Origin of the sequence: Streptomyces sp. NBC_01788, assembly GCF_035917575.1 — a bacterium.
GTDB lineage: Bacteria > Actinomycetota > Actinomycetes > Streptomycetales > Streptomycetaceae > Streptomyces.
In genome coordinates, this window is record NZ_CP109090.1 from 2,513,654 (window position 1) to 2,538,768 (window position 25,115).

Here is a 25,115-nt window from a genome sequence, read left to right on the forward strand (position 1 = left end):
TTCCAGCCACTTCCGGGAGCCCTCGTGCGAGCCGTCCGCTTCTCCGTCATCACCGCCGCGGCAGCGGTCGCGCTGACCGCCGTGACGGCCTGTACGCAGAAGAGCGGCACCCAGGACACCGACCGGGTGGTCGACGTGACCGCGAAGGACGACTCCTGCGAGGTCTCGAAGAAGGAGTTCCCGGCCGGGCACGTCGAGCTCGCCATCGAGAACAAGGGCTCGAAGGTCACCGAGGTCTACCTCCTCTTCCCGGACGACCGGATCGTCGCCGAGCGCGAGAACATCGGCCCCGGCATCAAGCAGAAGGTCACCGCCGAGGTGAAGGCCGGCGACTACCTCATCGCCTGCAAGCCGGGCATGAAGGGCAAGGGCATCCGCCAGGAGGTCAAGGCGACCGGCGGCGCGGTCGCCAAGCGCGACCCGAAGCTGGACACGGCCGTCGCCGACTACCGCCAGTACGCCCAGGACCAGGCCGACGAGACCCTGCCCCGCGTCGAGGCCTTCGTGAACGCGATCAAGGCCGGCGACGTGCCGGCCGCCAAGAAGGCGTACGCGATCTCCCGCCTCGGCTGGGAGCGCACGGAGCCGGTCGCGGAGTCCTTCGGCGACATCGACCCCAAGGTCGACGTCCGCGAGGACGGCCTGGAGGACGGCCAGAAGTGGACCGGCTGGCACCGCCTGGAGAAGTCGCTGTGGAAGGACGGCAGGATCGGCGCCGAGGAGAAGACGCTCGCCGACCAGCTCCTCACCGACCTCAAGGACTGGCAGCAGCGGGTGGGCACCGCCGAGATCACCCCGACCTCCATGGCCAACGGCGCCAAGGAACTCCTCGACGAGGTCGCCCGGGGCAAGGTCACCGGCGAGGAGGACCGCTACGCCCACACGGACCTGGTCGACTTCAAGGGCAACGTCGAGGGCGCGCAGAAGGCGTACGAACTCCTCAGGCCGGTCGCCTCGAAGAACGACCCGGCGCTGGCCAAGGAGCTCGACAAGCAGTTCGCCGCGCTCGAGACGCTTCTCGACAAGTACCGCAAGGACAAGACGTCGTACGAGTTCGTCTCCTACGACAAGGTCGGCAAGGACGACCGCAAGGAGCTCTCGGACGCGGTGAACGCGCTCGCCGAGCCGCTGTCCAAGCTCGCCGCGGCCGTCGTGAAGTAGTGAAGTAGTGAAGCAGAGGCTGGAGATGACCGATACCCAGGGCAGCACTCCGTCCCGCCGCGCCGTGATCGGCTGGGGCGGGGCGGGGATCGCGCTCGGCGCCGTCGCGGCCGGCGGCGCGGTGGCGATGACCAAGGCCGGCTCCGACCTGGACCCGGTCGGCGCGGAAGCGGGCGGCGCGGTGGAGTTCCACGGCGCCCACCAGGCCGGCATCGCCACGGCCGTGCAGGACCGGCTGCACTTCGCCGCGTTCGATGTGAAGACCGACGACCGCGCCGAGTTCGTACGGCTGCTGAAGGACTGGACGGCCGCCGCACGCCGGATGACCGCCGGTAAGGAGGTCGGCGAGGGCGCGTACGGCGGACTTCCCGAGGCGCCGCCCGACGACACCGGCGAGGCGCTGGGCCTCAACCCCTCGCGGCTGACGCTGACCATCGGCTTCGGGCCGTCGCTGTTCGACAGGTTCGGGCTGCGGGACAAGCGGCCGGCCGCCCTGGTGGACCTGCCCAAGTTCCCCGGCGACAACCTGGACCGCTCCCGCACCGGCGGCGACCTGTGCGTCCAGGCCTGCGCGGACGACCCGCAGGTCGCCGTGCACGCGATCCGCAACCTGGCCCGCATCGGCTTCGGCAAGGTCGCCGTCCGCTGGTCCCAGCTCGGCTTCGGCAAGACCTCCTCCACCACGCCGGACGCCCACACCCCGCGCAACCTCTTCGGGTTCAAGGACGGCACCCGCAACATCGCGGGCACCGAGACCGGCCGGCTGACGGAGCACGTCTGGGTCGGCGACCAGGACGGCGGCGCGAACGACGCCTGGATGCACGGGGGTTCGTACCTCGTCGCCCGGCGCATCCGGATGAACATCGAGACCTGGGACCGGGCTCCGCTCCAGGAGCAGGAGGACATCTTCGGCCGGGACAAGGGCGAGGGCGCGCCGGTCGGCAAGCCCAAGGAGCACGACGAGCCGTTCCTGAAGGCGATGAAGCCCACCGCGCACGTACGGCTCGCGCACCCCGACTCCAACGACGGCATCACGATCCTGCGCCGCGGCTACTCCTTCACCGACGGCACCGACGGCCTCGGCCGCCTGGACGCCGGACTGTTCTTCCTGGCCTACCAGCGCGACCCGCGCCACGGGTTCATCCCGCTCCAGCGCAGGCTGGCGACGTCGGACGCGCTCAACGAGTACATCCAGCACGTGGGTTCGGCGGTCTTCGCGATACCGCCCGGCGTGCGTGACACGCACGACTGGTGGGGCCGCACCCTGCTGTCCGAGGAGGCGTGACCCGTGTTCTCCAACTATCTGATCGGCCTGCGCGAGGGGCTGGAAGCCAGCCTCGTCGTGTGCATCCTCATCGCCTATCTGGTCAAGACCGGCCGCAGGGACGCCCTGAAGCCGATCTGGACCGGTATCGGCATCGCGGTCGCCATCGCCATGGGCTTCGGCTGCGTCCTCGAATTCGGCTCCCAGGAGCTGACGTTCCAGGCGAAGGAGGCGCTCGGCGGCGGCCTGTCGGTCCTCGCCGTCGCCCTGGTGACCTGGATGGTCTTCTGGATGCGGCGCACCGCCCGGCACTTGAAGTCCGAGCTGCACGGCAAGCTGGACCAGGCGCTGGCGATGGGGACGGGCGCGCTGGTCGCCACCGCGTTCCTGGCCGTGGGCCGGGAGGGCCTGGAGACGGCGCTGTTCGTGTGGGCGTCGGTGCACGCGGCCTCCGACGGCACCCCGCGCCCGCTCATCGGCGTCGCCCTCGGCCTGGCCACGGCCGCCCTGCTCGGCTGGCTGTTCTACCGGGGCGCGCTGCGGATCAACCTCGCCAAGTTCTTCACCTGGACCGGCGCCATGCTGGTCGTCGTCGCGGCGGGTGTGCTGGCATACGGCCTGCACGACCTCCAGGAGGCCGGCTGGGTCCCGGGGCTTGGCAACCTGGCCTTCGACATCAGCGGGGCCATCCCGCCGGACAGCTGGTACGGCACGCTGCTGAAGGGCGTGTTCAACTTCCAGCCCGACCCGACGGTGCTTCAGGTCACGGTGTGGCTGCTGTACTTGGTCCCGACGCTCACCTTCTTCTTCGCCCCGGTAGGGTTCGCCTCCGGGAAGAGGAAGGTGACGGTGGCTGATGAGCAGGCTTCGCGGCCCTCGCAGGCTTCGCAGGCTTGAGCGCTGGGCGACGGCGACGGTCACGGCGGCCGCGCTGACGCTGACGGCGAGCGGGTGCGTGGTGGTGCACGGTGAGCGCGAGGTGCTTCCGGCCACCACCCCCGCGGAGGCCGCGAAGGCACTGAATCGGTTCACCGAGGCGTACAACGCGGCCGACAAGGCCTACGACCGCACCCTGGACGCGGACTTCGTCGTGGGCGCGCTCGGCGCCATCGACGGGGCGCGGCTGAAGGCCGGGCGCACCAACCACCCGGAGGGCAACCCCGCGCACATACCGCTGACGCTGACGGACGCCAGGTTCACGATCCCCCAGAAGGCGGGCTGGCCGCGCTGGTTCCTCGCCGACGCCAAGGGCAACAAGGGCGGGAACCAGCGCTGGCTGATGGTGTTCCTGCGCTACGGCGCCACCGAGGAGTGGCGGGTGGCGTATCTGACGCTGGTGGCCCCCGGGGACATACCGGAGTTCCGGAAGGACGAGGACGGCCTGGCCGAGGCCCTGCCCGAGAGCAGCGGCGAACTGGCCGTCGTGCCCGGCGACTTGAGCCAGGACTACGCGACGTACCTGAGCAACGGCGGGGACACCTTCGCCGACGGCCCGCACACCACCGGCTGGCGCCAGCTGCGCGACAGGGCCGCGAGCCGGCCGGGGCTGGCGCGGCAGTACATCGACCAGCCCAGGACGGACGGCGCCTTCGCCCCGCTGGCGCTGCGCACCGCGGACGGCGGGGCGCTGGTGTTCTTCACCACCCGCCACTACGAGAAGCAGACCGCCGCCGAGGGTGCCTCCGTGCCCACCCCCAACAAGGACGTCCAGGCCCTCACCACGGGCGAGGTCAAGCAGTCCCTGACGATGGAGTTCTTCTCCAACGAAGTGGCCCTCGACCCACCGAAGGGCGCGGCCGGACAGCAGGTGTCGATACTGGCCCGCGTCCAGGGCCTGACCTCGGCCCAGGGCGGGTAGGAGCCGGGCGCCCGCGGGTCCCCCGGGGTTCAGCGGTGCAGGGGCCAGTTCGAGGAGTGGGGGTCCGATTCCCCGGCGGCGTGGCGGGCGCAGGCGTCGGTGAGGGGTTCCAGCAGGCTCAGGGGGTCCGGGAGGGCGTACTCGGGGCCGCGCAGCCAGCGCACCCGCTGGTCGTCGTCGCCGGGCAGGCGGGCCGGCGGGACCAGGACGTAGGAGCCGCGGCAGTGCCAGCGCAGGCCCGGGTGCTCGGCCATGGTCTCCGGGTGGCAGTCCAGCTCGCAGGGCCACCACTCGTCCTCGTCCTCGGGCGTGCCGCGGGTGAGGGTGAAGAACAGCATGCGGCCGTCGTCGCTCTCGGCGACCGGACCGACCTCGACGCCCTCGGCGAGCAGCCGCTCCAGGGCCTCGTCGCCGGCCTCCACGGGCACGTCGAGGACGTCGTGGACCATTCCGGTCGCGGTGATGAAGTTGGCCTGCGGCTGGTGCCGGGCCCAGCGCTCGATCTGGGCGCGGTCGGTGGTCGACTGCGTCTGCCAGGCGAACGACACCGGGTGCCGGGCGGGGGTGGGACAGCCGACGCGGTCGCAGGAGCAGCCGTATCCGGTGGCCGGGTGCGCGGCGGGCGCGAGGGGCAGTCCCGCGGTGGCGGCGGCGAGCAGCAGGTCCTCACGGCCGCCGTCTCCGGCGGTCTCCTTGGGGCGACGTCCGCGCAGCCACCTGGTGAGTTTGCCCTCCCGGCCGGTACGACCGCCGAACTCCGCGCTCATTTATCCCCTGACCTCGCTGGTGTGGACAGCATGTCCCATGGTCCCACCATCCTGCGCCTCGGGGGGCCGGAGCCCGCAACCGGGGTGGCCGGGGTGGTGCTCAGCGGGGCGCGAGCCCGTGCAGCGCGTAGTCGACGAGGGTGTCGGTGTACTCGTAGGAGACGGGCGCGGTGCGCTGGAGCCAGCGCTGGGCCAGCGGGGAGACGAAGAGTTCCAGGGCGATGCGCGGGTCGATGTCGGGGCGTACGGCGCCGGTGTCCTGGGCCGAGCGGAGCCTGTGGACGTACAGCTCGAGCTGCGGCTGGAGCAGCTTGGCCACGAACTGCCGGCCGACCTGGTCGTTCACCAGGCCCTCGGCGGCCAGGGCCCGGGCGGGCGCCTCGAACGCCGGGTCGAAGAGTGCGTCGACGGTGGCGCGCAGGACGGTCTTGAGGTCGGCGGCGAGGTCGCCGGTGTCGGGGATCCCGTCGGGCTGCCGGTCTGCCCGCGCGTCCTCCTGCCGGGCCGCCGCCTGTTCGCCGAGGTCGAGGAACGCCTCCATGAGGACGTCCGCCTTCGAGGGCCACCAGCGGTAGATCGTCTGCTTGCCCACCCCGGCCCGCGCGGCGATCGCCTCGATCGTGGTCTTCGGATACCCGGTCTCGGCGACGAGCGCGAGGGCGGCGGCGTAGATCGCGCGGCGGGACTTCTCGCTGCGGCGGCTGGCGTCGGGGGCGGGCTTGTCGGGCATGCGCCGACGGTAGCAGGGCGGGGAGACGGTGCGTCTCGCCGCTCCCGGCGGGCCGGGTCCGGTCGCCTAGCGCGTCGGGTCGGGGGGCGGCCAGGGGTCGCCCCAGTCCGTGTCGCGGGCCGCCTTGTACAGGTCGCCGTGGCGTTTGGTGACCGTCTCGCGGCTCAGGCCCTCGTCGGGCGCGCACAGGTTGAGCAGGACCTGACCCTTGCGGATCTGGGGGCGGCGGACGACGCGTGCGGGGGCGGGGGTGACCGGGAAGCGGGTGGCGGCGACGTAGCTGAACTTCTCGTCCTCGTAGGCGAGGGAGCCGCCCTTGACCTGCCGGTGCAGGGAGGACCGGCTGACCCGGGCCGAGAAGTGGCACCAGTCGGTGCCGGGCACGATCGGGCAGGCGGCGCTGTGCGGGCAGGGCGCGGCGATGTGGAAGCCGGCCGCGATCAGGCGGTCCCGGGCCTCGATGACGCGGGCGTACCCGTCCGGTGTGCCGGGTTCGACGACCACGACGGCGCGGGCCGCGGCCGCGGCGGCGTCCACGACGGCCGCACGGTCGGGCGCGGTCAGCTCGCCCAGGACGTAGGAGACGGTGACGAGGTCGGTGTCGTCGAGGGTGAGCGCCGCGCCGATCCGGGCGCGCTGCCAGCGGGCGTCCCGCAGGGCCGGGTCGGCCTCGGCGATCTCCCGCCCGAGGGCGAGCGCGGGCTCGGCCCAGTCGAGCACGGTCACCGGGCGGATGCCGTCCCAGGTGGCGGCGGTGGCCCAGGCGGCGGCGCCGGTTCCGCCGCCGACATCGGTGTGGCCGGCGGGCGTCCACTCCGGCGCGGCCTCGGCGAACGCGGCCAGCGCCGAGCGCACCGCCTCGAAGGTGGCCGGCATCCGGTACGCGGCGTACGCGACCACGTCGGCGCGGTCGCGCAGGATCGGCGCGTCGGTCGGGGTGCTCCCCCGGTAGTTGGCGATCAGCCGCTCCACGGCCCCCGCAGCCTGCCGGGGCGGCAGCCCGTCGAGCAAGCTGGAAAGCGCGGCACGGAGAGTCTCCGACGGCGGTACAACGTCGTTCACCGTCCGATTCTCTCAGGTCCGACGAACCCCCAGAACCGCCGACGCCTCCCGCCCCCGCAGCCCCGGCGGACCGCCCGCGACAGCGGGGCCGGTGGGCGTCGCCCTCGCCTCCACCGGCCGGTTCGCCGCCGCGCGTAGGGGTCCCGCCTCTCTCAGGCTCGGCGGGCGCCGCGTACCGCTCGGGACAGGCGTGTCGCTGCTGTCGCGCGAGGGGCGCTCGACGGGGGGCGGCGGCGGGGGTGGACCGTGTTGGCCAGGAGGATCAGGAAGGTGTCCGTGGCCCGGTCGAGGGTCAGGGACGTGCCGGTGAAGCCCGTGTGGCCCGCTGCTCCGTGGCCCGCCAGTTCGCCCATGAACCAGGGCTGGTCCACGGCGAAGCCCAGGCCCGGTGGGGCGAGGAGCAGGTCGACGAGGTCGGGGCCGAGAATCCGGGCGGGGCCGTAGGAGCCGCCCGCGAGCAGCGCGCGGCAGAACACCGCGAGGTCGGGGCCCGTCGAGAACAGGCCCGCGTGACCGGCCACACCGCCCAGCGCCCAGGCGTTCTCGTCGTGGACCTCGCCGCGCAGCATCCCCCGGTCCGCCTTGGCCCACGGCCGCCGCTGGTCCTCGGTCGCCGCCGCGCCGGGGCACGGGCCGAAGCGGGTGGACGCCATGCCCAGCGGGCGGGTGATCCCGTCGCGGACCAGGACGTCGAGGGTGCGGCCGGTGATCCGCTCCAGGACGTGCTGGAGCAGCAGCGGATTGAGGTCCGAGTAGGTGTACGTGCCGGGCACGCCCACCGGGGCCTCCGCGCGCAGCATCGCCGACCGGGAGGCGGCGTCGGGGCAGTCGTACAGCGGGAGTTCGGGGCGCAGCCCGGAGGTGTGGGTGAGCAACTGCCGTACGGTGACGCCGTGTGCGGCGGCGGCCCGGAACTCCGGCAGGTACGCCCCCACCCGCGCGTCGATGCCCAGCGTGCCCCGCTCGATCTGCTGCACGGCGGCGACCGCCGTGAACAGCTTGGTCAGGGAAGCCAGGTCGAACGGCGTGTCCACGGTCATCGGCACCCGCCGGTCGGCCGGGAGTTCGACGCCCCGGTCTGTGGCGGGGTCGTAGGACGCGTACCGCACCGCCCAGCCCGCCGGCTCGGCGACGGCGACCACCGGGCCGCGTCCGGCGAGCACGACGGCACCCGCCGCCCAGGGGTGCTCCCCGGTGGTGAGGTCGTGGACCTCACGGACGAGGTGACGCAGCTCGGCGGGGTCGAGTCCGGCCCTCTCCGGTGTGTCCCCGCGCAGTCTCGGTGCGCTCAGCTCTCCTCCTGCACGCTCTCGGCCGCATGTGGCCTCCAGGGACGGCACATTCCCATGAAGCAGGCCAGCGCCACCAGCGCGGCCGCCAGTTGGACCAGCGCCATGGGCACGGCGGTGTGCTCCCCGGCGATCCCGACCAGCGGGGAGGCGATCGCGCCGATGAGGAAGGAGGACGTGCCGAGCAGGGCGGACGCGGAACCGGCGTGCTCGCGGGTGCGCATCAGCGCGAGCGCCTGGGTGTTGGGCAGGGTGACGCCCATCGCGGACATGAGCACGAACAGCCCGGCGGCCACGGGCACCAGGCCCACCTCGCCGAACACCCCCGTGGCCATCAGCAGCAGGGCGGCCGCGGCCAGGATGATCACCACGAGGCCGACGGCCAGCACCCGGTCGAGGCGGACCCGGCCGACGAGCACCCGGCCGTTGACCTGACCCACGATGACCAGCCCGACCGAGTTGAGCCCGAACAGCAGGCTGTACGTCTGCGGGGAGGCGCCGTAGATCTCCTGGATCACGAACGGCGAGGCGGCGATGTAAGCGAACAGCGCGGCGAAGGCGAAGCCGCCCGCGAGCAGGTATCCGGTGAAGGCGCGGTCGGCGAGCAGCCGGCGCATCGAGCCGAGCGTCTCGCCCACCCCGCCGCCGTGCCGGCGGTCGGGCGGCAGGGTCTCCGGCAGCCGGGTCCAGACGACCACGGCCAGCAGCGCCCCGACCACCGTGAGGACGACGAACACGCCGCGCCAGTCCGTCACCCGCAGGATCTGTCCGCCGATCAGCGGTGCCACGATCGGGGCGACGCCGGATATCAGCATCAGGGTGGAGAAGAAGCGGGCCATGGCCACGCCGTCGTACAGGTCCCGCACGACCGCGCGGGCGATCACGATGCCGGCCGCGCCCGACAGTCCCTGGGCCAGCCGGAAGGCGACCAGCGTCTCGACGTTCGGGGCGAACGCGCACAGCGCGGTGGCGAGGACGTAGACGGCGAGCCCCGCCAGCAGCGGGCGGCGGCGCCCCCACCGGTCGCTCATCGGGCCGACCACCATCTGCCCGAGCGCCATGCCGGCCAGGCAGGCGGTCAGCGTGAGCTGGACGGTCGCGGCCGGGGCGTGCAGGGACCGGGTGACCTCCGGCAGGGAGGGGAGGTACATGTCCATCGCGAGCGGAGGCGTCGCGGTGAGCCCGCCGAGGATCAGGGTCACCAGCAGTCCGGCGCGGCGGGCCGAGCGCGCCGGCGGTCCGGCGAGTCCCCGCTCCGGTACGGCCGTCCGCGGCGCGTGCGGTGCGGGCGCCCCACCCTCCGACATGTGTGTCCCTTCCTCTCCCGGCCCGCTTGTGGCCTTCTTCGGCCCTCTCCGGGCCTCTCCGGCTGATCCGCCGCCTATGCTCTCAGCTCGTACACCGTGCCGAGGAACGCGTGAGCGAGGGTGAGGTCCGGGATGTCGGAAGTGTCCGGGGTGGCGGAACAGACGGTGCGCTGGGGCGTTCTGGCGACCGGCCAGATCGCGGCCGCGTTCACCGCGGACCTGGTGGACCTGCCGGACGCCGAGGTCGTGGCGGTGGCCTCGCGCACCGAGGAGTCCGCGAAGGCGTTCGCGGAACGGTTCGGGATCCCGCGGGCGTACGGCGACTGGGAGTCGCTCGCCCGGGACCCGGACGTCGACGTCGTCTACGTGGCCGCCCCGCACACGGCCCACCGGGCGGCCGCCGGCCTGTGCCTGGAGGCCGGGCGGAACGTGCTGTGCGAGAAGCCGTTCACGCTGAACCTGCGGCAGGCCGGGGAACTCGTCGCGCTCGCCCGTGAGCACGACCGGTTCCTGATGGAGGCCATGTGGATGTACTGCAATCCACTGATACGGCGCCTGAAGGCACTGGTCGACGACGGCGCGATCGGCGAAGTGCGCACAGTTCAGGCCGACTTCGGGCTCGCCGGCCCCTTCCCGCCCTCGCACCGGCTGCGCGACCCGCACCTGGGCGGCGGGGCGCTGCTCGACCTCGGCGTCTACCCGGTGTCGTTCGCCCAGTTGCTGCTCGGCGAGCCGTCGGACGTGACGGCCAGGGCGGTGCTCTCCGCGGAGGGCGTCGACCTCCAGACCGGCGCGCTGCTCTCCTGGGACGGCGGCGCGCTGGCCCAACTGCACTGCTCCATCACGGGATCCACGGCCACCTGCGCCTCGGTCACCGGCTCCAAGGGCCGGATCGACGTGCCCTCCGGCTTCTTCCACCCCGACCGTTTCGTGCTGCGCCGGCACGGCCGTGACCCGGAGGAGTTCACCGCGGACCCGGCCGACGGTCCGCGCACCACCCTGCGGCACGAGGCGCGGGAGGTGATGCGGGCCCTGCGCGCGGGCGAGACGGAGTCCCCGCTCGTGCCGCTGGAGGGCACCCTGGCGGTGATGCGGACGCTGGACGCGGTGCGGGAGCGGATCGGCGTGCGGTATCCCGGAGAGGCGGACGGACCGGACGCCGGGCGGGCCCGGGAGGCCGCGCTCGCCTGAGCTCCGCGACACCGGCGAGCTTCCGGAGGCCTCCGCGGCCCTGGTCGGCATCCGTATGGCGGACAGTGGATTCCGCTTGGCGGACCGTCCTCGTACGCTCCGGTGCCATGACCGACAGGCAATCGAAGATCGCGGTGGTGACCGGAGCCGGCTCGGGCATCGGGCGGGCCGTCGCCGTGGAACTGCTGCGCGCGGGCTGGTCCGTGGCCCTGGCGGGGCGCCGCCCCGAGACGCTGGAGGAGACGGCGGCGCTCGCCCCGGGGGCCGCCTCCCTCGCCGTGCGCACCGACGTGGCCCGGCCGGACGACGTGGCCGCGCTGTTCGCCGCCACCGTCGACCGGTTCGGACGGGTCGACCTGCTGTTCAACAACGCGGGCACCTTCGGGCCGGGCGGCGTACCGGTGGAGGAGCTGTCCTACGAGGCGTGGCGGCATGTGGTGGACACCAACCTCAACGGGGCCTTCCTGTGCGCCCAGGCTGCGTACCGGCGGATGAAGGAGCAGGACCCGCAGGGCGGCCGGATCATCAACAACGGCTCGATCTCGGCGCACACGCCCCGGCCCCACTCGGCGCCCTACACCGCCACCAAGCACGCCCTGACCGGCCTGACCAAGGCGCTCTCCCTGGACGGCCGACCGTACCGGATCGCGGTCGGGCAGATCGACATCGGCAACGCGGCCACCGACATGACGGCCCGGATGGAGTCGGGCGCCCTCCAGGCCAACGGGGAGGTGGTCCCGGAAGCCGTGATGGACGTGGCCGACGTGGCGCGCACCGTGCGGCACATGGCGGAGCTGCCGCTGGAGGCGAACGTGCAGTTCGCGACGGTGCTGGCGACGACGATGCCGTACGTGGGGCGGGGCTGAGCCGCCCGGAACGGGCCCGAACGGCCCGGAACGGGCCCGAACGGCCCGGAACGGACGCCGACCCGGGCCGCGGGCGGGCGATCCTCACAAACGGATGCGCGCCGGTGCGTGGAACGGCTGCCGCACGGACGGCTCAGCGCCGGTGGCGCCCCCCGGACTCGGCGGACGCGGCCCGGCGCCGGCGCAGCGCCCACACGCCGCCGGTCAGCAGCGCGACCGTACCGCCCGCGCCTTCCAGCAGCCGCCAGGCCGAGGGGCCGCCGTCCGCCGCCGCGCCCGGCGGCCCGGCGGCGGCCGGTGCCGCCTGCTTCACGGGCAGGGTGTCCGCGTCCGCCTTCTTCCCGCCCTCGCTCAGCGGCTCGACCAGCGTGCCGACGGGCCGCGCGGAACTGCCCTTCCCGAAGCCCCAGTCGAGCAGGGCGGCGGTCTCCTCGTAGACGGCGTTGCTGCCGGCCGCGGGGTTCAGCACCGTGGCCAGCAGGGTGCGGCCGCCGCGTACGGCCGCGCCGGTGAAGGTGTTGCCGGCGTCGCTGGTGTAACCGTTCTTCACCCCGATCAGGCCGTGGTACGCCTTCAGGCCCCACGCTCCGGTCAGCAGGCGGTCGGTGTTCTGGATCTGGAAGGTCCTGCTCCGGCCGGCCGGGAAGTCGGCGGCGTGCGTGCCGCAGTAGCCGCGGAAGTCGGCGTTGCGCAGTCCGTGCCGGGCGATCAGCGTCAGGTCGTACGCCGAGGACAGCTGACCGGGGTGGTCGAAACCGTCCGGGCTGACCACGTGGGTGTCCAGGGCCTGGAGGTCCTGGGCCCTGGCCTGCATCTCGGCGACCGTCTTCGCCACCCCGCCGTTCATGTGCGCGAGCACGTGCACGGCGTCGTTGCCCGAGCGCAGGAACACGCCCTGCCACAGCTGCTCCACCGTGTAGGTGGTCCCGGCCTGGATCCCGACGAGGCTTGAGCCGCCGGGGATGTCGGCCAGCTCGGCCTCGGTGACGGTGTGGCGCTCGGCGCGGTGGAACTTCCTCAGCACCGTGTCCGCGAACAGCATCTTCAGCGTCGAGGCGGGCGCGAGGGGCTGGTGCGCGCGGTAGGCGGCGAGCACGTGCCCCGTCTCCGCGTCGGCGAGGAGCCAGGCACGGGCGGTGAGCCGGCCCGGCAGGCCGGTGGCGCCGCTCACCTGCACTTTCGCATGGGCCAGCCGCTCGCCGCCGATCACGGTGGCGGCGCGGGCGGGGGCGGCGGCCGCGGCCGGGCCGGTGGCGGTCACTGCGGCCAGCGGGGCGGCCGTGGCGAGGGTGAGCAGGGAACGCCGGGACGGTCCGTGGGGGGACCGAGAGGAAACACGCACCCCGGGACCGTACAGAGCGAGCCTGAGCCTGTGCGCGACATGTCCTCAAAGTCTGATCAAAAGATCACCAAAGGACGAGTCGCCGAATGCCCCGCCGAATCGCGCCCCGACCCGCGCCGCGCCAACGCCACGCCCCTCGGCCCCGGCCCGCGCAAGGCCCACGCCCCCGGCCCGCTCGACGCCCGCGCCCCTCCGTCCCCCGCCCGCTCGACGCCCGCGCCCCTCCGTCCCCGGCCCGCGGGTCCTCAGCGCCCCAGGATGCGGTCGGCCTCGGCCAGGTGGGCGGCCGTCAGCGGGCCCTTGGCGAGGGCGCCCGCGTTCTCCTCGGCCTGGGCGACCGAACGGAAGCCGGGGATGGGAACCGTCCGCCCACTGCGCGCCCACAGCCAGGCCAGGGCGCCCTGGGCGAGCGTACGGCCGCCGCTGGTCAGGACCTCGCGCAGCGCCTCGGTGCGGGCCAGCCACTCCGGGTCGGCGCCGGAGCCGTCCCCGAAGCCCTTCAGCCAGGCGGGCGGCCGGCTGCGGATGTCCCCCGCCTCCAGGGGCGCGCGCCCGGCGTGCTTGCCGGTGAGCAGTCCCATGGCCAGCGGGCTGCGGTTCACGCTCGCGAGGCCCCGCTCCTCGCACAGCGCGAGCATCCCGGGCGCGTCCTGGAGCACGTTCAGCGCGTGCTGCACGGCCGTGCAGTGCTCGCCCTCGGCGAAGACGGCCGCACGGGCGGGGTCGTCCGTGCTCCAGGCGTAGGCCCTGATCAGCCCCTCGGCCACGAGGTCCTCACAGGCGTCCCGCAGGGCGGCCGCGTCGCCGGGCCGTGCGTCGGAGATGTGCAGCTGGTACAGGTCGACGTGGTCGGTGCCGAGGCGGGCGAGGGACGAGGTGAGCGCACGGCGCGCGTGCTCGGGGGTGGCGTCCTGGCCGTCGGCGGTGCGGGTGCGCTCGTCGAACAGGTTGCCCCACTTGGTGGCGACGACGACCTCGTCCCGCCGCTTGCCCAGGGCCCGCCCGAGCACCCGCTCGCTGTGCCCGCAGCCGTAGACATCGGCGGTGTCGAAGAACGTGACACCGAGGTCGAGGGCGCGCCGGATGGCCCGTACGGACTCCTCGTCGTCCACCCTGCCCCAGCCGAGCGGCTGCCCGTCCGCCGACCGCCACTCCCCGCCGATCGCCCAGCATCCGAAGCCGAGTGCGCTGACCTCGATCCCGCCGTGTCCCAGTGTCCTTGTGAAGGTGGCGGTCTCCATGCCCTGGGACGCTACGAGTTGGAGCGCACACGAGGGCAAGGCCTGGTACGGCACCCGTGTCCGTTTGCTAAGCCTGGCCGGTCTCGAATCGCGAGATCCGGCCGTCGTCGGTGATGGTGAACGACCACCGGGTGCGCATCTCGCCCCAGGTGTCGTTGCGGTAGCGGGCGAGGAGGGCGCGGCCGCCGGCGGACTCGTTGTCGACGTCCATGTGGCCGTGCGTGGAGAAGATCTCCTCCTCGATCCACTCCGCGAGGTCGCGGTCGGCCCCGTCGTCCGCCATGGTCGCGCCGGGCGCGAGCAGTTGCATGAAGCCCTCGCGGTCGTGGGCGTTGACGGCGGTGACGAAGGCACGGACGGCCGGGTCGCTCAGTCTGGCGGTCTGAATCGTCATGTCGGCAGCGTCACACCGGTCCCGGGGACCCCGCCACCCGGACGGCGCCCAGGACGGGCCGGTGGAGTGTGGGCGGTGCGACGGTGGACACCCGGAAGCGGTCCGAAGCCGCTGATCCCCCGCCGTCCGCCTGGGAGTCACCGTGACCTGTTACGACCGACGCGATCTTGGCCTGCTGCTGCTCCGGCTGGGTACCGGCGGCGTGCTGGCCGCGCACGGAGCGCAGAAGCTGCTGGGCTGGTTCGGCGGGGGCGGGATCGAGGGGACCGGCCGGTTCATGGAGTCCGTGGGCTACCGGCCCGGGAAGGCGAGCGCGATGGCGGCCGGACTGTCGGAGGCCGGCGGCGGCCTGCTCCTCGCCATGGGCCTGGCGACGCCGGCGGCGGGCGCGGCGGCGGCCGGCGCGATGGCGGGGGCGGCGGCGGTGCACGCGCCCAGCGGCTTCTTCGCCCAGAGCGGTGGCTACGAGTACGCGGCCTCGCTGGGCCTGACCTCCGCGGGCCTGGCGATCACGGGCCCCGGCCGGCTCTCCGTGGACCACGCCCTCGGGCACGCCGTCAACCGCGGCTGGATGGTCCCCGCGGCGTTCGCGACGGTGGCCGCGGCGACGTCCTTGGTCCTCGGCGCCCGCGTCCGGCGACTGCGCCAGGAGAAGGAGGGCGAGCAGGAGGTTCTCTTCGAGGAGTAGCCGGAGGAATAGCGAGGAGCGGCGGGAGTCGCTTTTCGCGGAGCGGGACGGGCGCGTCGTGGCAGGCTGCGCCGCATGAGCGATCAGCACCCCGGCTCCGCGCCGGCACCGCCCGAGGATCTCTGGTCCGCCGTCGACGACCTGTGGGCCTGGCTGGACGGGCACCGCCCCCTCGGCGAGAGCCGGGAGGCGACGGTGCTGCCGCGGGTTCTGAAACTGTCGGAGGAGGTCGGCGAGGTCGCCCAGGCGGTGATCGGCGCGACCGGCCAGAACCCGCGCAAGGGCACCACCCACACCTGGGACGACGTCGAGGCGGAACTGTGCGACGTGGTGATCACCGCCCTGGTGGCCCTGCGCACGCTGACCCCTCAGGCCCGGGAGGTCTTCGCCCGCCATCTGGACCGGGTCAGGCAGCGGTCACTGGGGCCGGGCGGGGAGACCTGACCGAGGCCCCGCCCGCGCACCGGCGGGGCGTGACGTTCCGGTGGCGGAATCCGCTTGCTGATCAGGGGCCTGTCAAGGCCCCCTGGCAAGCGAAGGGTGGAAGTTCCATGGCCGAGGCCGACGAGATCAATCCGTGCGCGGAAGGGATGCCCCGGCGCGCGGCCGTCCTGGTCGCCCGTCTCACGGAGCGCAGCCGGCTGCCCCTGGACTACTCCGTGGCGAGTCTGCGGATCGTCGACTTCCTGATCGACGGCATGCGCAAGAGCGGCGCGTCGCGCGAGCGCGTACGGGGGCCGCTGCTCGGCCTCGGGGCGTACGTGGGTGAGGTGCTGGTGCGCCACGCCGGTGCGAGCTGGGTGGACTTCGACGCCGGCCAGCGGGCCCGTTTCTCCCAGCCGGCCGGCGTCCTCATGCCGGACGGACGGCTACGGAACCCGTTGGGCAAGGTCGTCGACCGCTTCGACACGGGCGGAGCACGCCATTCGCTCCAGGCCTTCCACCTGCCCCTGGACGGCCGGTCGCGGCGGGCGGTGCTGGCGCACGCCCGGACCGGTGGCGTACGCGCGGAGGAGGTCGGGCCCGTCGGAAGGGCCCGCTGAGCGTCACGCGGTGTGAGCTCTCGCTCTGCGACGGTGGCACGTTTGGGCTTAACTGCAAGAGCGTGGTTCTTCCTCTCACCCCGTGGAGGCGGCCGATGCTTCTGACGTTGCACGAGCGTGAGCGCCTGATGATCTACACGGCGGCGAAGCTGGCCCTGGAGCGCAAGGAGCGTGGCCTGAAGCTGAATCTGCCGGAGGCCACCGCGGTGATCACGTCGTTCCTGCTGGAGGGTGCGCGCGACGGCCGTACGGTCACCGAGCTCATGGAGTCCGGACGGGCCGTGCTCGGTCGCGACGACGTGATGGAGGGGGTGCCGGAGATGCTGGGACAGGTGCAGGTCGAGGCGACCTTCCCCGACGGCACGAATCTGATCACGGTGACGGGGCCGATCTCATGATCATGAGGAGCGACGAGCATCCCAGCGACGACCCCGGCCGGCAGGACCAGCACGGCTCGGTGCTGCACCCGTCCAGCGGCGTCGGCAGCCCCAGCCTGCCACGGCGGGGCGGAACCGGGTCGCGGCAGGCGGCCCGGCGGCACTACACGGGGGGACATCCGGAGACCGACGAGCCCCTGATCCCGGGCGAAGTGCTCTACGGCGACGACCCGGTCGTGATCAACGCAGGCAAGGAGGTCACCCGGCTGCGGGTGGAGAACACCGGCGACCGTCCCGTCCAGGTCGGTTCGCACTTCCATTTCGCGGAGGTCAACGCCGCGCTGGAGTTCGACCGCGAGGCCGCGTGGGGGCGGCGGCTCAACGTGCTCTCGGGCGGCTCGGTGCGTTTCGAGCCCGGGGCCGTGGAGGAGGTGGAGCTTGTCCCGATCGGGGGGCGGCGGATCGTGGCCGGACTGCGCGGTCTGTGCGGAGGTGAACTCGATGGCTGAGATCAGCCGGCGCGAGTACGAGGCATCGTTCGGCCCGACCACCGGGGACCGGGTCCGCCTGGCCGACACCAACCTGTTCATCGAGGTCGAGCGGGATCTCTGCGGCGGCGGAGACGAGGCCGTCTTCGGCGGCGGCAAATCCATCCGGGAGTCCATGGGCCAGTCGCGGGCCACCCGCGGCGAGGGAACACCGGACCTGGTCATCACCGGCGCGGTGGTCCTGGACCACTGGGGAGTGGTCAAGGCCGACGTCGGCGTCCGCGACGGCCGGATCGTGGCGCTGGGCAAGGCGGGCAACCCCGAGACCATGGACGGGGTCCACCCCGGCCTCGTCATCGGCCCCTCCACGGAGATCGCGGCCGGCAACGGGCTGATCCTGACGGCGGGCACGATCGACACTCATGTGCACTTCGTCGGCCCGGCCATGTTCGAGGAGGCCCTCTCGGCGGGCACCACCACGTTCGTCGGCGGCGGCACCGGACCCACCGAGGGCTCGAAGGCGACCCTGGCCACGCCGGGCGCCTGGTGGCTGCGGCGGATGCTGGAGGCCTGCGAGCCCTGGCCGCTCAACGTGCTGTTCCTGGCCCGCGGCAACACCGTGTCCCCCGAGGCGCTGTGGGAGCAACTGCGCGGCGGGGCGGGCGGGTTCAAGGTGCATGAGGACTGGGGCGCTACCCCGGCCGCGATCGACGCCGCGCTGACCGTCGCCGACCGGGCCGGAGTTCAGGTCGCGATCCACAGCGACACCCTCAACGAGGCGGGTTTCGTGGAGGATCTGCTCGCCGCCGTGGCCGGCCGGACGTTCCACGCGTTCCACACCGAGGGCGCGGGCGGCGGCCACGCACCGGACATCATCCGCATCGCCGGTGAGCCGAACGTGCTGCCCGCGTCGACCAATCCGACCCGCCCGTTCACCGTCAACACGGTCGCCGAGGCGCTGGACATGGTGATGGTGGCCCACCACCTCAACCCGCAGGTGCCCAACGACCTGGCGTTCGCCGAGAGCCGGGTACGGCCCACGACCATCGCCGCCGAGGACGTGCTGCACGACCTCGGAGCGCTCTCGATCATGTCCTCGGACGCTCAGGCGATGGGCCGGGTCGCGGAGGTCGTGACGCGGACGTGGCAGACCGCCCACCGGATGAAGGAGCTGCGCGGCTCACTGCCCGGCGACAGCGGGGCCGACAACCACAGGGCCCGCCGCTACGTCGCCAAGTACACGATCTGCCCGGCGGTGGCCCACGGCCTGGAACGCGAGATCGGTTCCGTCGAGCCCGGGAAGCTGGCCGACCTGGTGCTGTGGCAGCCCGCCCTGTTCGGGGTGCGGCCCACGGTCGTGTTCAAGGCCGGGATGGCCGCGAGCGCCGCCCTCGGCGACCCGAACGCGTCGATTCCCACGCCGCAGCCGGTGCTGAACCGGATGGGCTACAACGTGGGCAGCCCGGCCGCCGCCGCGAGCGGCGTCGCCTTCGTCGCGCCGGCGGCCGTCGAGGACGGCCTCGCGGACCGCCTGGGGCTGCGGCGGCGGCTCGTTGCCGTGGAGAACGTACGCGGCCGCGGCAAGCGGGACCTGCCGGAGAACACGGCCACTCCGCGCATCGAGGTCGACGCCGACACGTACGCCGTGCGGGTCGACGGGGAGCTGATCGAGCACGAACCCGCGGCCGAAGTGCCCATGGCACAGCGCTACTTCCTCTTCTGACCCGACGACATCGACGCGCCTCGATGAACGCCCAGGACGCCAAGCAGCCACAGCCGACGCCGCCGGCGCTGCTGCTGCTCGCCGACGGGCGCTTCCCCTCCGGCGGGCACGCGCATTCCGGCGGTCTGGAAGCGGTGGCTGCCCTGGACGACGTGGACAACCTGGCCTCGCTGGAGGAGTTCCTGCAAGGACGGCTGGCGACGACCGGCGCGGTGAGCGCCTCGTTCACGGCCGCGGCGTGCGCCGCCTTCGGCGGCGCGGACAGCCGTGGCGACTCCAGCACCGAGCAACTCGATCTGCTGGACCGCGAGTTCGCCGCCAGGACCCCGTCACCGGCGTTGCGCACCGCCTCCCGCCGCCTGGGTCGGCAACTGCTGCGGGCGGGCCGTACGGTCTGGCCCCACCCCCGCCTGGACGAGCTGAGCGCGGCGCCCCGGCACGGCCCCCATCAGCCGGTCGCCCTCGGCGCGGTGGCCGCGGCGGCCGGCCTGGGTGCGGACGCCGCGGCGCTGGCCGCCGCCCATGAAGCGGTGCTCACCCCGGCGACGGCCGCCGTGCGGCTGCTCGGACTCGACCCGTTCGCGGTCCACGCCGTCCTCGCCCGGCTGGGCCCGCGGATCGCCGCCGTCGCCGCCGGGGCCGCGCGCCACGCGGACACCGCGCCCGCGGATCTCCCGTCCTGTGCGGGCCCCCTGCTCGACATCCGTGCCGAACACCACTCCGTCTGGGAGGTGCGTCTCTTTGCGTCCTGACCCCACCCCGCGTCCCGACCGAGCCCATGTCCACGCGCACGCCGAGGCGCGAGGGACTCTGCCCCGCCGCCCCGGCCGGGCGCTGCGCATCGGCATCGGCGGCCCGGTCGGATCCGGCAAGACCGCGCTGGTCGCGGCGCTGTGCCGCACGCTGGCCCCGGAACTCTCCCTGGCCGTGGTCACCAACGACATCTACACCACCGAGGACGCCGACTTCCTGCTGCGCAACGGCGTACTGGCCGCCGAACGGGTCCGGGCGGTCGAGACCGGCGCCTGCCCGCACACCGCGATCCGCGACGACATCTCCGCCAACCTCGAAGCGGTGGAAGAACTGGAGGCGACCCTGCCGCCGCTCGACCTCGTCCTTCTGGAGAGCGGCGGGGACAACCTCACCGCCACGTTCAGCCGCGGACTGGTCCACCACCAAATCTTCGTCATCGACGTGGCCGGCGGGGACAAGGTGCCCCGCAAGGGCGGGCCGGGGGTCACCTCGGCCGACCTGCTGGTCGTCAACAAGACCGATCTGGCGCCGCAGGTCGGCGCGGACCTCGCCGTCATGGACCGTGACGCCCGCGCCAAGCGCGGCGACCTGCCGGTGCTGTTCACGTCGCTGGTCCGGGACCCGTCCGCGGCCGACGTCGCCGCGTGGGTACGGCAGTGCCTCGCCGTACCCGCCCGGTGACCCGGTGATGCGTGCCCATGCCCGCCTGGCGGTGACGGCCGACCGGGACGGGTCCGGCGGGACCAGGACCCGGATCAGCCGCCTCCGCTCCGAGGCGCCGCTGATCTGGCGGCCCACCATCCCCTCCGCCGTCGAGCCGGCGGGCCGGTGGAACCCGCCCGGCGCCGCCCACGTGGCGCTGGCCGCCGCGGCCGCGGGCCCGGTCGGCGGCGACCACCTGCGGCTGGACGTCGAGGTCGCGGCGGGTGCGGCGCTCGTCGTACGCGGTGTGGCGGCGACCCTGGTGCTGCCGGGGCCGCACGGCCGCCCCTCGCACACCGAGACCCGCCTGCGGGTCGCGCCGGCCGGCACGCTGGTCTGGCTGCCCGAACCGGTGATCGCCGCCGGCCGCTGCGACCACCACGCCACGACGCGCGTCGAGCTGGAGCCGGGCGCCCGCCTGCTCGCCCGCGAGGAACTGCTCCTCGGCCGCCACGGCGAGACGCCGGGTACGGTCCGACAGCGCCTGCGGGTGACCCTCGCCGGCCGCCCCCTGCACGACCAGGAGTTCGCCGTCGGCCCGGACATCCCGGGCTGGCGCGGCCCGGCCGTGACCGGCGGCCGGCGAGCCCTGGGCACCCTGCTCGTCGTCGCCCCCGGCAGTCCCGCGCTCCCACCCGCGCCCGCCACCGCCGACGCGGCCGTCATGCCCCTCTCCCCCGGCGCCACCCTGCTCACCGCCCTGGCCGACGACGCCCTCGCCCTGCGCCGGTATCTCGACCGCGGCCTGACCGGCCTGCCTGCGCCGGGGTCGCGGACGGTCACGGGCTGACACGGCGGACCGACCTGGCTGCCCCGGCCAGGCGCAAGAGGCGGTTTTCGGCCAAGGGATGCTGGTGGGGCGGCTGGGGAGGGGGTGGGGCTGTCTTGGTTGACTGTTGATCAATTACCTTGTGTCGTAAGCCAGTCACTCACTTTGAGGGAGCCCCATGTCCACCGCGCAGCAGGTGCCCGACATCCTCTCGCCCGAGTTCGCCGCGGACCCGTACCCGGCGTACCGTCTGATGCGCGACACCGCGCCCCTCATCTGGCACGAGGCCACTCAGAGTTACATCGTCTCGCGCTACGAGGACGTCGAGCGCGTCTTCAAGGACAAGAAGGGCGAGTTCACCACCGACAACTACGACTGGCAGATCGAGCCGGTGCACGGCAAGACGATCCTCCAGCTCAGCGGCCGTGAGCACGCCGTGCGCCGCGCCCTGGTGGCCCCCGCCTTCCGCGGCGCCGACCTCCAGGAGAAGTTCCTGCCCGTCATCGAGCGCAATTCGCGCGAACTGATCGACGGCTTCCGGAAGTCCGGCTCCGCCGACCTGGTGGGCGACTACGCCACCCGCTTCCCGGTCAACGTGATCGCCGACATGCTGGGCCTCGACAAGGCCGACCACGCACGCTTCCACCGTTGGTACACGTCCGTGATCGCCTTCCTCGGCAACCTGTCGGGCGACCCCGAGGTGGCCGCGGCGGGCGAGCGGACCCGCGTCGAGTTCGCCGAGTACATCCTGCCGATCATCCGCGAGCGCCGCGACAACCTGGGCGACGACCTGCTGTCGACGCTGTGCGCCGCGGAGGTCGACGGCGTCCGGATGAGCGACGAGGACATCAAGGCGTTCTGCAGCCTGCTGCTCGCCGCCGGCGGCGAGACCACCGACAAGGCGATCGCCAGCATCTTCGCGAACCTGCTGCTCCACCCCGACCAGCTCGCCGCCGTCCGTGCGGACCGGGACCTGATCCCGCGCGCCTTCGCCGAGACCCTGCGGTACACCCCGCCCGTCCACATGATCATGCGGCAGTCCGCGACCGAGGTGGAGCTCAGCGGCGGCACCATACCCGCGGGCGTCACCGTCACCTGCCTGATCGGCGCCGCCAACCGCGACGAGAGCCGCTACCGCGACCCCGACCGTTTCGACATCTTCCGCGACGACCTCACCGCCACGACGGCCTTCTCGGCCGCCGCCGACCACCTGGCCTTCGCGCTCGGCCGGCACTTCTGCGTGGGCGCGCTGCTCGCCAAGGCGGAGGTCGAGATCGGGGTCAGCCAACTGCTGGACGCCATGCCGGACTTGCGCCTCGCCGACGGCTTCGACCCGGTCGAGCAGGGCGTCTTCACCCGCGGACCGGAGCGTCTGCCGGTGCAGTTCACACCCGTGACCGCCTGATCACTCGACCCGCACCAGCGCCGAGGCAATGGGCCCCTTCCAGCAACAGGGGCCCATCCGCCCGCCTACTGCACCACGGGCGTGAACCGCACCGGAAGCGACGTCAGCCCCCGCATCCAGATCGACGGACGCCAGGTCAGCGTCTCCGGCTCCACCGAGAGGACCAGGTCGGGCAGCCGCTCCAGCAGCGTCTCGACCGCCGTCCGCGCCATCACGTCCGCCAGCAGCGGTGCCGGATAGGGGCAGCGGTGCTCGCCGTTGCCGAACGACAGGTGCGCGGCGTTCTCCGCGCCCACGTTGGACTCGGGCCAGATCTGCGGATCGGTGTTGGCCGCGGCGAGACCCAGCACCAGGCAGTCGCCGGCCCGGATCTGCCGCCCGCCCAGCTGGATGTCCCGGACGGCCCAGCGTCCGATGAAGTTCTGCGTCGGCGTGTCCAGCCACAGGGCCTCGTTGAGCGCCTCACCCACGCTGAGCCGGCCGCCCGACACGTTCACGGCGAACCGCTCGTCCGTCAGCAGCAGTCGCAGCGTGTTGCAGATCCAGTTCGCCGTCGGCTGCTGCGCCGCGGCGATCACCGAGATCAGGTCCTGGACGATCTCCTCGTCCGTCAGGCCCGCCGGATGCTGCAGCATGCGCGAGGTGACGTCGGGGCCCGGGCTGACCCGCTTGTCCTTCACGAGCTGCTGCAGCCGCTCGCCCACACGCCCGTACGCGGCCACCGGGTCGTCGCCCTCGGCGGCGTCCAGCGAGATCCGCAGGTCCTCGACGAGCTGCTGGGTGTCCTCGCCCGAGGTCGGCATGCCGCACATCTGCACCACGGCCCGCATCGGCAGGGCGTGCACGTAACCGGACATCAGCTCCGCGTGGCCGCTGCCCGCGAAGTCGGCGATGAGCCGGTCGGCGATCGACTGGCAGTTGCGGGCCAGCTCGAACTGGTCGACGCCCTCCAGCGCCTGGGTGATCACCCCGGCCCGCCGCCGGTGCTCGTCGCCCTCGGTGAACAGCACCGATGGCTGGTAACCGACGTACGGCATCAGCGGCCAGTCCGCCGGGATGTTCTCCCACTGGTTCCAGCGCCGCGAGTCCCGCGCGAACAGCTCGTCGTGGCTGGTCACGTAGGTGACCTCGGAGTAGCCGAGCACCAGCCAGGCCGGTATGTCCCCGTCGAGCAGCACCGGCGCGACCGGGCCGTGCTCCCAGCGCAGCGCGCGGTAGAGCTGCGACGGCGTCTGCTGGTACTCCAGCCCCGCCAGGCGCACCGCGTCGGGCTGGTGGGCGGGGCAGCCCGGCGGGGCCGGTCGCGCGGAAGAGGGGTCGGTCACGTTGTCGCCTCCTGGGCCATGGCCAGTTCGTACAGGTGGTCCACGAGGGTGATCAGCACGTCCTTGCCGGACTGCCGGACCCGCGCGTCGCAGTCGAGCATCGGCACGTGCTCGGGCAGTGCGAGCGCCTGGCGGATCTCATCGAGGGAGTACCGGTTGATGTCGTCGTCGAACCGGTTGACGGCCACCACGAACGGCGTCTTGTGGTGCTCGAGCCGGTCGATCGCGTACCAGGAGTCGTCCATCCGGCGGGTGTCCACGAGCACCACGGCGCCCAGGGTTCCGGAGAACAGCCTGTCCCACAGGAACCAGAAGCGCTCCTGGCCCGGCGCGCCGAACAGGTACAGCACCATGCGCTCGTTGAGGCTGATCCGCCCGAAGTCGAACGCCACCGTCGTGGTCGTCTTCGTCGCGACCGCGCTGGTCTCGTCGACGCCGACGCCGGCCTGCGTCATCACCTCCTCGGTGTTCAGCGGCCGGATCTCGCTCACCGAGCGCACCAGGGTGGTCTTGCCGACACCGAAACCGCCCACGATGACGATCTTCAGGCCGGTCTCCGCGGCGTCGTCCAGGGGCGTGCGGTGGGAGGGCAGCTCAGAGGTTGCGGAGCCCATGGAGCACCTCCTTGAGAAGGGCGGAATCGGGGAGCGAGGCGACGGACTGCGCCGCGCGCGGGTGGCGGGCGGTGATACGGCCCATGTCGAGCAGGTCGCCGAGCAGGATCCGCACCACCGTGATGGGCAGTTTCAGCTCCGCGGCGATCTCGACGACGGCCGTGGGGTGTTCGCACAGCTCCAGGATCCGGGTGTGCTCGGACTGCATTCCCGCGGTGGGCCGGGACTCACTGACGATGAGGGTGACCAGGTCGAAGGATTCGTCGGCGCGGCTCCGGCCGGCCGTGACCGTGTAGAGCCGGTCGGGGTCACCGGTGTCCACGGGTTTGCGCATCACGACGCGGCACTCCCCGGGACGGGCTCTCGGGGCAGGGCGCGCAGGTGCTCGCCGATCTGCTCGACCAGTTCCGTCATCTGATGGCCGACGACGCCGGGGTCGGCGTCCTCGTCGGCGAGGACGGCCAGGTGCGCTCCCTCGCCGGCCTCCATGATGAACAGCAGGCCGCCGTGGAACTCGGTCATGGACTGCCGCACGCCGCCGCTGCCGTCGCCGAACTCCATGGACGCGCCCTGGGCGAGTGCCTGGATGCCGGAGCAGATCGCGGCCAGTTGGTCGGCCTGGTCCAGGGCCAGGTTTTCGGTCCAGCACAGCTTGAGGCCGTCCCGGGACAGGGCCAGGGCGTGGCGGGTGCCGCGGGTGCGCTCCAGGAGGCTCTGGAGAAGCCAGGTGAGGCTGTTGTCTGTGGTCTGCATGAT

General features: G+C 73.1%; 28 protein-coding genes. 16 read left to right on the forward strand and 12 right to left on the reverse strand.

Annotated features, from left to right (window positions below):
- Positions 1–24 precede the first annotated feature (24 nt).
- Genes efeO through OIE49_RS11575 form a run of 4 tightly spaced genes read left to right on the forward strand, consistent with a single transcriptional unit; the run spans position 25 to position 4,283 of the window.
- The gene (gene efeO, locus OIE49_RS11560) at positions 25–1,161 is read left to right on the forward strand and encodes an iron uptake system protein EfeO (RefSeq protein WP_326802237.1); all 1,137 of its coding nucleotides are present in this window, start codon (positions 25–27) and stop codon (positions 1,159–1,161) included.
- 25 nt (positions 1,162–1,186) lie between these two features.
- On the forward strand, positions 1,187–2,446 hold the full coding sequence (gene efeB / locus OIE49_RS11565) for an iron uptake transporter deferrochelatase/peroxidase subunit (RefSeq protein ID WP_326802238.1): 1,260 nt from the start codon (positions 1,187–1,189) through the stop codon (positions 2,444–2,446).
- Positions 2,447–2,449: 3 nt separating this feature from the next.
- Positions 2,450–3,322 carry an iron uptake transporter permease EfeU gene (gene efeU, locus OIE49_RS11570; RefSeq protein WP_326802239.1) on the forward strand — a complete coding sequence of 291 codons (873 nt, stop codon included), beginning with the start codon at positions 2,450–2,452 and terminating at the stop codon, positions 3,320–3,322.
- Entirely contained in the window at positions 3,282–4,283 is a 1,002-nt protein-coding gene (locus OIE49_RS11575) for a hypothetical protein (protein ID WP_326802240.1), read from the forward strand. Before efeU ends, OIE49_RS11575 begins: the two co-directional genes overlap by 41 nt.
- 29 nt (positions 4,284–4,312) lie before the next feature.
- Here OIE49_RS11575 and OIE49_RS11580 read toward each other — a convergent pair whose 3' ends face one another.
- From OIE49_RS11580 to OIE49_RS11600, 5 genes are all read right to left on the reverse strand, one after another.
- A complete protein-coding gene (locus tag OIE49_RS11580; protein ID WP_326802241.1) occupies positions 4,313–5,050 on the reverse strand; it encodes a bifunctional DNA primase/polymerase in 738 nt (245 codons plus the stop codon).
- Between the two features lie 100 nt (positions 5,051–5,150).
- Positions 5,151–5,780 (reverse strand): TetR/AcrR family transcriptional regulator, encoded by a 630-nt coding sequence (locus OIE49_RS11585; protein ID WP_326802242.1) that lies wholly within the window; start codon positions 5,778–5,780, stop codon positions 5,151–5,153.
- 66 nt (positions 5,781–5,846) lie between these two features.
- A complete protein-coding gene (locus tag OIE49_RS11590) occupies positions 5,847–6,842 on the reverse strand; it encodes a small ribosomal subunit Rsm22 family protein (RefSeq protein WP_326802243.1) in 996 nt (331 codons plus the stop codon).
- A gap of 152 nt (positions 6,843–6,994) precedes the next feature.
- On the reverse strand, positions 6,995–8,182 hold the full coding sequence (locus tag OIE49_RS11595; protein WP_326802244.1) for a serine hydrolase domain-containing protein: 1,188 nt from the start codon (positions 8,180–8,182) through the stop codon (positions 6,995–6,997).
- Entirely contained in the window at positions 8,131–9,438 is a 1,308-nt protein-coding gene (locus OIE49_RS11600) for a multidrug effflux MFS transporter (RefSeq protein WP_326802245.1), read from the reverse strand. The genes OIE49_RS11595 and OIE49_RS11600 overlap by 52 nt, the downstream gene beginning before the upstream one ends.
- Before the next feature lie 132 nt (positions 9,439–9,570).
- On the opposite strand from OIE49_RS11600, the gene OIE49_RS11605 reads away from it, so the two are divergent.
- Together OIE49_RS11605 and OIE49_RS11610 are read left to right on the forward strand one after the other, a co-directional pair.
- On the forward strand, positions 9,571–10,629 hold the full coding sequence (locus tag OIE49_RS11605) for a Gfo/Idh/MocA family protein (RefSeq protein WP_385943278.1): 1,059 nt from the start codon (positions 9,571–9,573) through the stop codon (positions 10,627–10,629).
- Between the two features lie 107 nt (positions 10,630–10,736).
- Positions 10,737–11,495 carry an SDR family oxidoreductase gene (locus tag OIE49_RS11610; protein WP_326802246.1) on the forward strand — a complete coding sequence of 253 codons (759 nt, stop codon included), beginning with the start codon at positions 10,737–10,739 and terminating at the stop codon, positions 11,493–11,495.
- A gap of 133 nt (positions 11,496–11,628) precedes the next feature.
- Here OIE49_RS11610 and OIE49_RS11615 read toward each other — a convergent pair whose 3' ends face one another.
- From OIE49_RS11615 to OIE49_RS11625, 3 genes are all read right to left on the reverse strand, one after another.
- Complete coding sequence (locus OIE49_RS11615; protein WP_326802247.1) at positions 11,629–12,837, reverse strand: D-alanyl-D-alanine carboxypeptidase family protein; 1,209 nt, start codon at positions 12,835–12,837, stop codon at positions 11,629–11,631.
- 245 nt (positions 12,838–13,082) lie between these two features.
- Positions 13,083–14,078: an aldo/keto reductase gene (locus tag OIE49_RS11620; protein WP_326802248.1), complete on the reverse strand. Its 996-nt coding sequence runs from the start codon at positions 14,076–14,078 to the stop codon at positions 13,083–13,085.
- A gap of 67 nt (positions 14,079–14,145) precedes the next feature.
- On the reverse strand, positions 14,146–14,472 hold the full coding sequence (locus OIE49_RS11625; RefSeq protein WP_100567068.1) for a hypothetical protein: 327 nt from the start codon (positions 14,470–14,472) through the stop codon (positions 14,146–14,148).
- A 142-nt stretch (positions 14,473–14,614) separates the two neighbouring features.
- On the opposite strand from OIE49_RS11625, the gene OIE49_RS11630 reads away from it, so the two are divergent.
- From OIE49_RS11630 to OIE49_RS11675, 10 genes are all read left to right on the forward strand, one after another.
- Positions 14,615–15,160, forward strand: coding sequence for a DoxX family protein (locus tag OIE49_RS11630; protein ID WP_326802249.1), 546 nt, complete (start codon positions 14,615–14,617; stop codon positions 15,158–15,160).
- Between the two features lie 75 nt (positions 15,161–15,235).
- The gene (locus OIE49_RS11635; RefSeq protein WP_100567066.1) at positions 15,236–15,604 is read left to right on the forward strand and encodes a MazG-like family protein; all 369 of its coding nucleotides are present in this window, start codon (positions 15,236–15,238) and stop codon (positions 15,602–15,604) included.
- Between the two features lie 107 nt (positions 15,605–15,711).
- Positions 15,712–16,203, forward strand: a complete 492-nt coding sequence (locus tag OIE49_RS11640) for a hypothetical protein (RefSeq protein WP_326802250.1) — start codon at positions 15,712–15,714, stop codon at positions 16,201–16,203.
- A 95-nt stretch (positions 16,204–16,298) separates the two neighbouring features.
- Positions 16,299–16,601 (forward strand): urease subunit gamma, encoded by a 303-nt coding sequence (locus tag OIE49_RS11645; RefSeq protein WP_100567065.1) that lies wholly within the window; start codon positions 16,299–16,301, stop codon positions 16,599–16,601.
- A 176-nt stretch (positions 16,602–16,777) separates the two neighbouring features.
- Entirely contained in the window at positions 16,778–17,089 is a 312-nt protein-coding gene (locus tag OIE49_RS11650; protein WP_100567204.1) for an urease subunit beta, read from the forward strand.
- Positions 17,082–18,791: an urease subunit alpha gene (locus tag OIE49_RS11655; RefSeq protein WP_326802251.1), complete on the forward strand. Its 1,710-nt coding sequence runs from the start codon at positions 17,082–17,084 to the stop codon at positions 18,789–18,791. Before OIE49_RS11650 ends, OIE49_RS11655 begins: the two co-directional genes overlap by 8 nt.
- 23 nt (positions 18,792–18,814) lie before the next feature.
- Positions 18,815–19,543: an urease accessory protein UreF gene (locus tag OIE49_RS11660; RefSeq protein WP_326802252.1), complete on the forward strand. Its 729-nt coding sequence runs from the start codon at positions 18,815–18,817 to the stop codon at positions 19,541–19,543.
- Entirely contained in the window at positions 19,533–20,225 is a 693-nt protein-coding gene (ureG, locus tag OIE49_RS11665; protein WP_384318176.1) for an urease accessory protein UreG, read from the forward strand. Before OIE49_RS11660 ends, ureG begins: the two co-directional genes overlap by 11 nt.
- 7 nt (positions 20,226–20,232) lie before the next feature.
- Positions 20,233–21,036 (forward strand): urease accessory protein UreD, encoded by an 804-nt coding sequence (locus OIE49_RS11670; protein ID WP_326802253.1) that lies wholly within the window; start codon positions 20,233–20,235, stop codon positions 21,034–21,036.
- A gap of 157 nt (positions 21,037–21,193) precedes the next feature.
- Positions 21,194–22,420 (forward strand): cytochrome P450, encoded by a 1,227-nt coding sequence (locus OIE49_RS11675; protein ID WP_326802254.1) that lies wholly within the window; start codon positions 21,194–21,196, stop codon positions 22,418–22,420.
- Between the two features lie 65 nt (positions 22,421–22,485).
- Here the strand turns inward: OIE49_RS11675 and OIE49_RS11680 are convergent, their stop codons facing one another.
- The 4 genes from OIE49_RS11680 to OIE49_RS11695 are packed head-to-tail and all read right to left on the reverse strand — an operon-like array spanning position 22,486 to position 25,112.
- Positions 22,486–23,745, reverse strand: coding sequence for a cytochrome P450 (locus OIE49_RS11680; protein ID WP_326802255.1), 1,260 nt, complete (start codon positions 23,743–23,745; stop codon positions 22,486–22,488).
- Positions 23,742–24,359, reverse strand: a complete 618-nt coding sequence (locus OIE49_RS11685) for a GTP-binding protein (protein ID WP_326802256.1) — start codon at positions 24,357–24,359, stop codon at positions 23,742–23,744. Before OIE49_RS11685 ends, OIE49_RS11680 begins: the two co-directional genes overlap by 4 nt.
- Positions 24,340–24,696, reverse strand: coding sequence for a DUF742 domain-containing protein (locus OIE49_RS11690; RefSeq protein WP_100567058.1), 357 nt, complete (start codon positions 24,694–24,696; stop codon positions 24,340–24,342). The genes OIE49_RS11685 and OIE49_RS11690 overlap by 20 nt, the downstream gene beginning before the upstream one ends.
- Positions 24,693–25,112 carry a roadblock/LC7 domain-containing protein gene (locus OIE49_RS11695; protein WP_100567057.1) on the reverse strand — a complete coding sequence of 140 codons (420 nt, stop codon included), beginning with the start codon at positions 25,110–25,112 and terminating at the stop codon, positions 24,693–24,695. The genes OIE49_RS11690 and OIE49_RS11695 overlap by 4 nt, the downstream gene beginning before the upstream one ends.
- Positions 25,113–25,115: the final 3 nt, after the last annotated feature.

Coding starts and splice junctions, on each gene's coding strand:
- efeB (WP_326802238.1), top strand. CDS start 1,187: ATGACCGATACCCAGGGCAGCACTCCGTCCCGCCGCGCCGTGATCGGC.
- OIE49_RS11575 (WP_326802240.1), top strand. CDS start 3,282: ATGAGCAGGCTTCGCGGCCCTCGCAGGCTTCGCAGGCTTGAGCGCTGG.
- OIE49_RS11580 (WP_326802241.1), bottom strand. CDS start 5,050: ATGAGCGCGGAGTTCGGCGGTCGTACCGGCCGGGAGGGCAAACTCACC.
- OIE49_RS11585 (WP_326802242.1), bottom strand. CDS start 5,780: ATGCCCGACAAGCCCGCCCCCGACGCCAGCCGCCGCAGCGAGAAGTCC.
- OIE49_RS11600 (WP_326802245.1), bottom strand. CDS start 9,438: ATGTCGGAGGGTGGGGCGCCCGCACCGCACGCGCCGCGGACGGCCGTA.
- OIE49_RS11605 (WP_385943278.1), top strand. CDS start 9,571: ATGTCGGAAGTGTCCGGGGTGGCGGAACAGACGGTGCGCTGGGGCGTT.
- OIE49_RS11610 (WP_326802246.1), top strand. CDS start 10,737: ATGACCGACAGGCAATCGAAGATCGCGGTGGTGACCGGAGCCGGCTCG.
- OIE49_RS11620 (WP_326802248.1), bottom strand. CDS start 14,078: ATGGAGACCGCCACCTTCACAAGGACACTGGGACACGGCGGGATCGAG.
- OIE49_RS11625 (WP_100567068.1), bottom strand. CDS start 14,472: ATGACGATTCAGACCGCCAGACTGAGCGACCCGGCCGTCCGTGCCTTC.
- OIE49_RS11635 (WP_100567066.1), top strand. CDS start 15,236: ATGAGCGATCAGCACCCCGGCTCCGCGCCGGCACCGCCCGAGGATCTC.
- OIE49_RS11640 (WP_326802250.1), top strand. CDS start 15,712: ATGGCCGAGGCCGACGAGATCAATCCGTGCGCGGAAGGGATGCCCCGG.
- OIE49_RS11645 (WP_100567065.1), top strand. CDS start 16,299: ATGCTTCTGACGTTGCACGAGCGTGAGCGCCTGATGATCTACACGGCG.
- OIE49_RS11655 (WP_326802251.1), top strand. CDS start 17,082: ATGGCTGAGATCAGCCGGCGCGAGTACGAGGCATCGTTCGGCCCGACC.
- OIE49_RS11660 (WP_326802252.1), top strand. CDS start 18,815: ATGAACGCCCAGGACGCCAAGCAGCCACAGCCGACGCCGCCGGCGCTG.
- OIE49_RS11670 (WP_326802253.1), top strand. CDS start 20,233: ATGCGTGCCCATGCCCGCCTGGCGGTGACGGCCGACCGGGACGGGTCC.
- OIE49_RS11675 (WP_326802254.1), top strand. CDS start 21,194: ATGTCCACCGCGCAGCAGGTGCCCGACATCCTCTCGCCCGAGTTCGCC.
- OIE49_RS11685 (WP_326802256.1), bottom strand. CDS start 24,359: ATGGGCTCCGCAACCTCTGAGCTGCCCTCCCACCGCACGCCCCTGGAC.
- OIE49_RS11695 (WP_100567057.1), bottom strand. CDS start 25,112: ATGCAGACCACAGACAACAGCCTCACCTGGCTTCTCCAGAGCCTCCTG.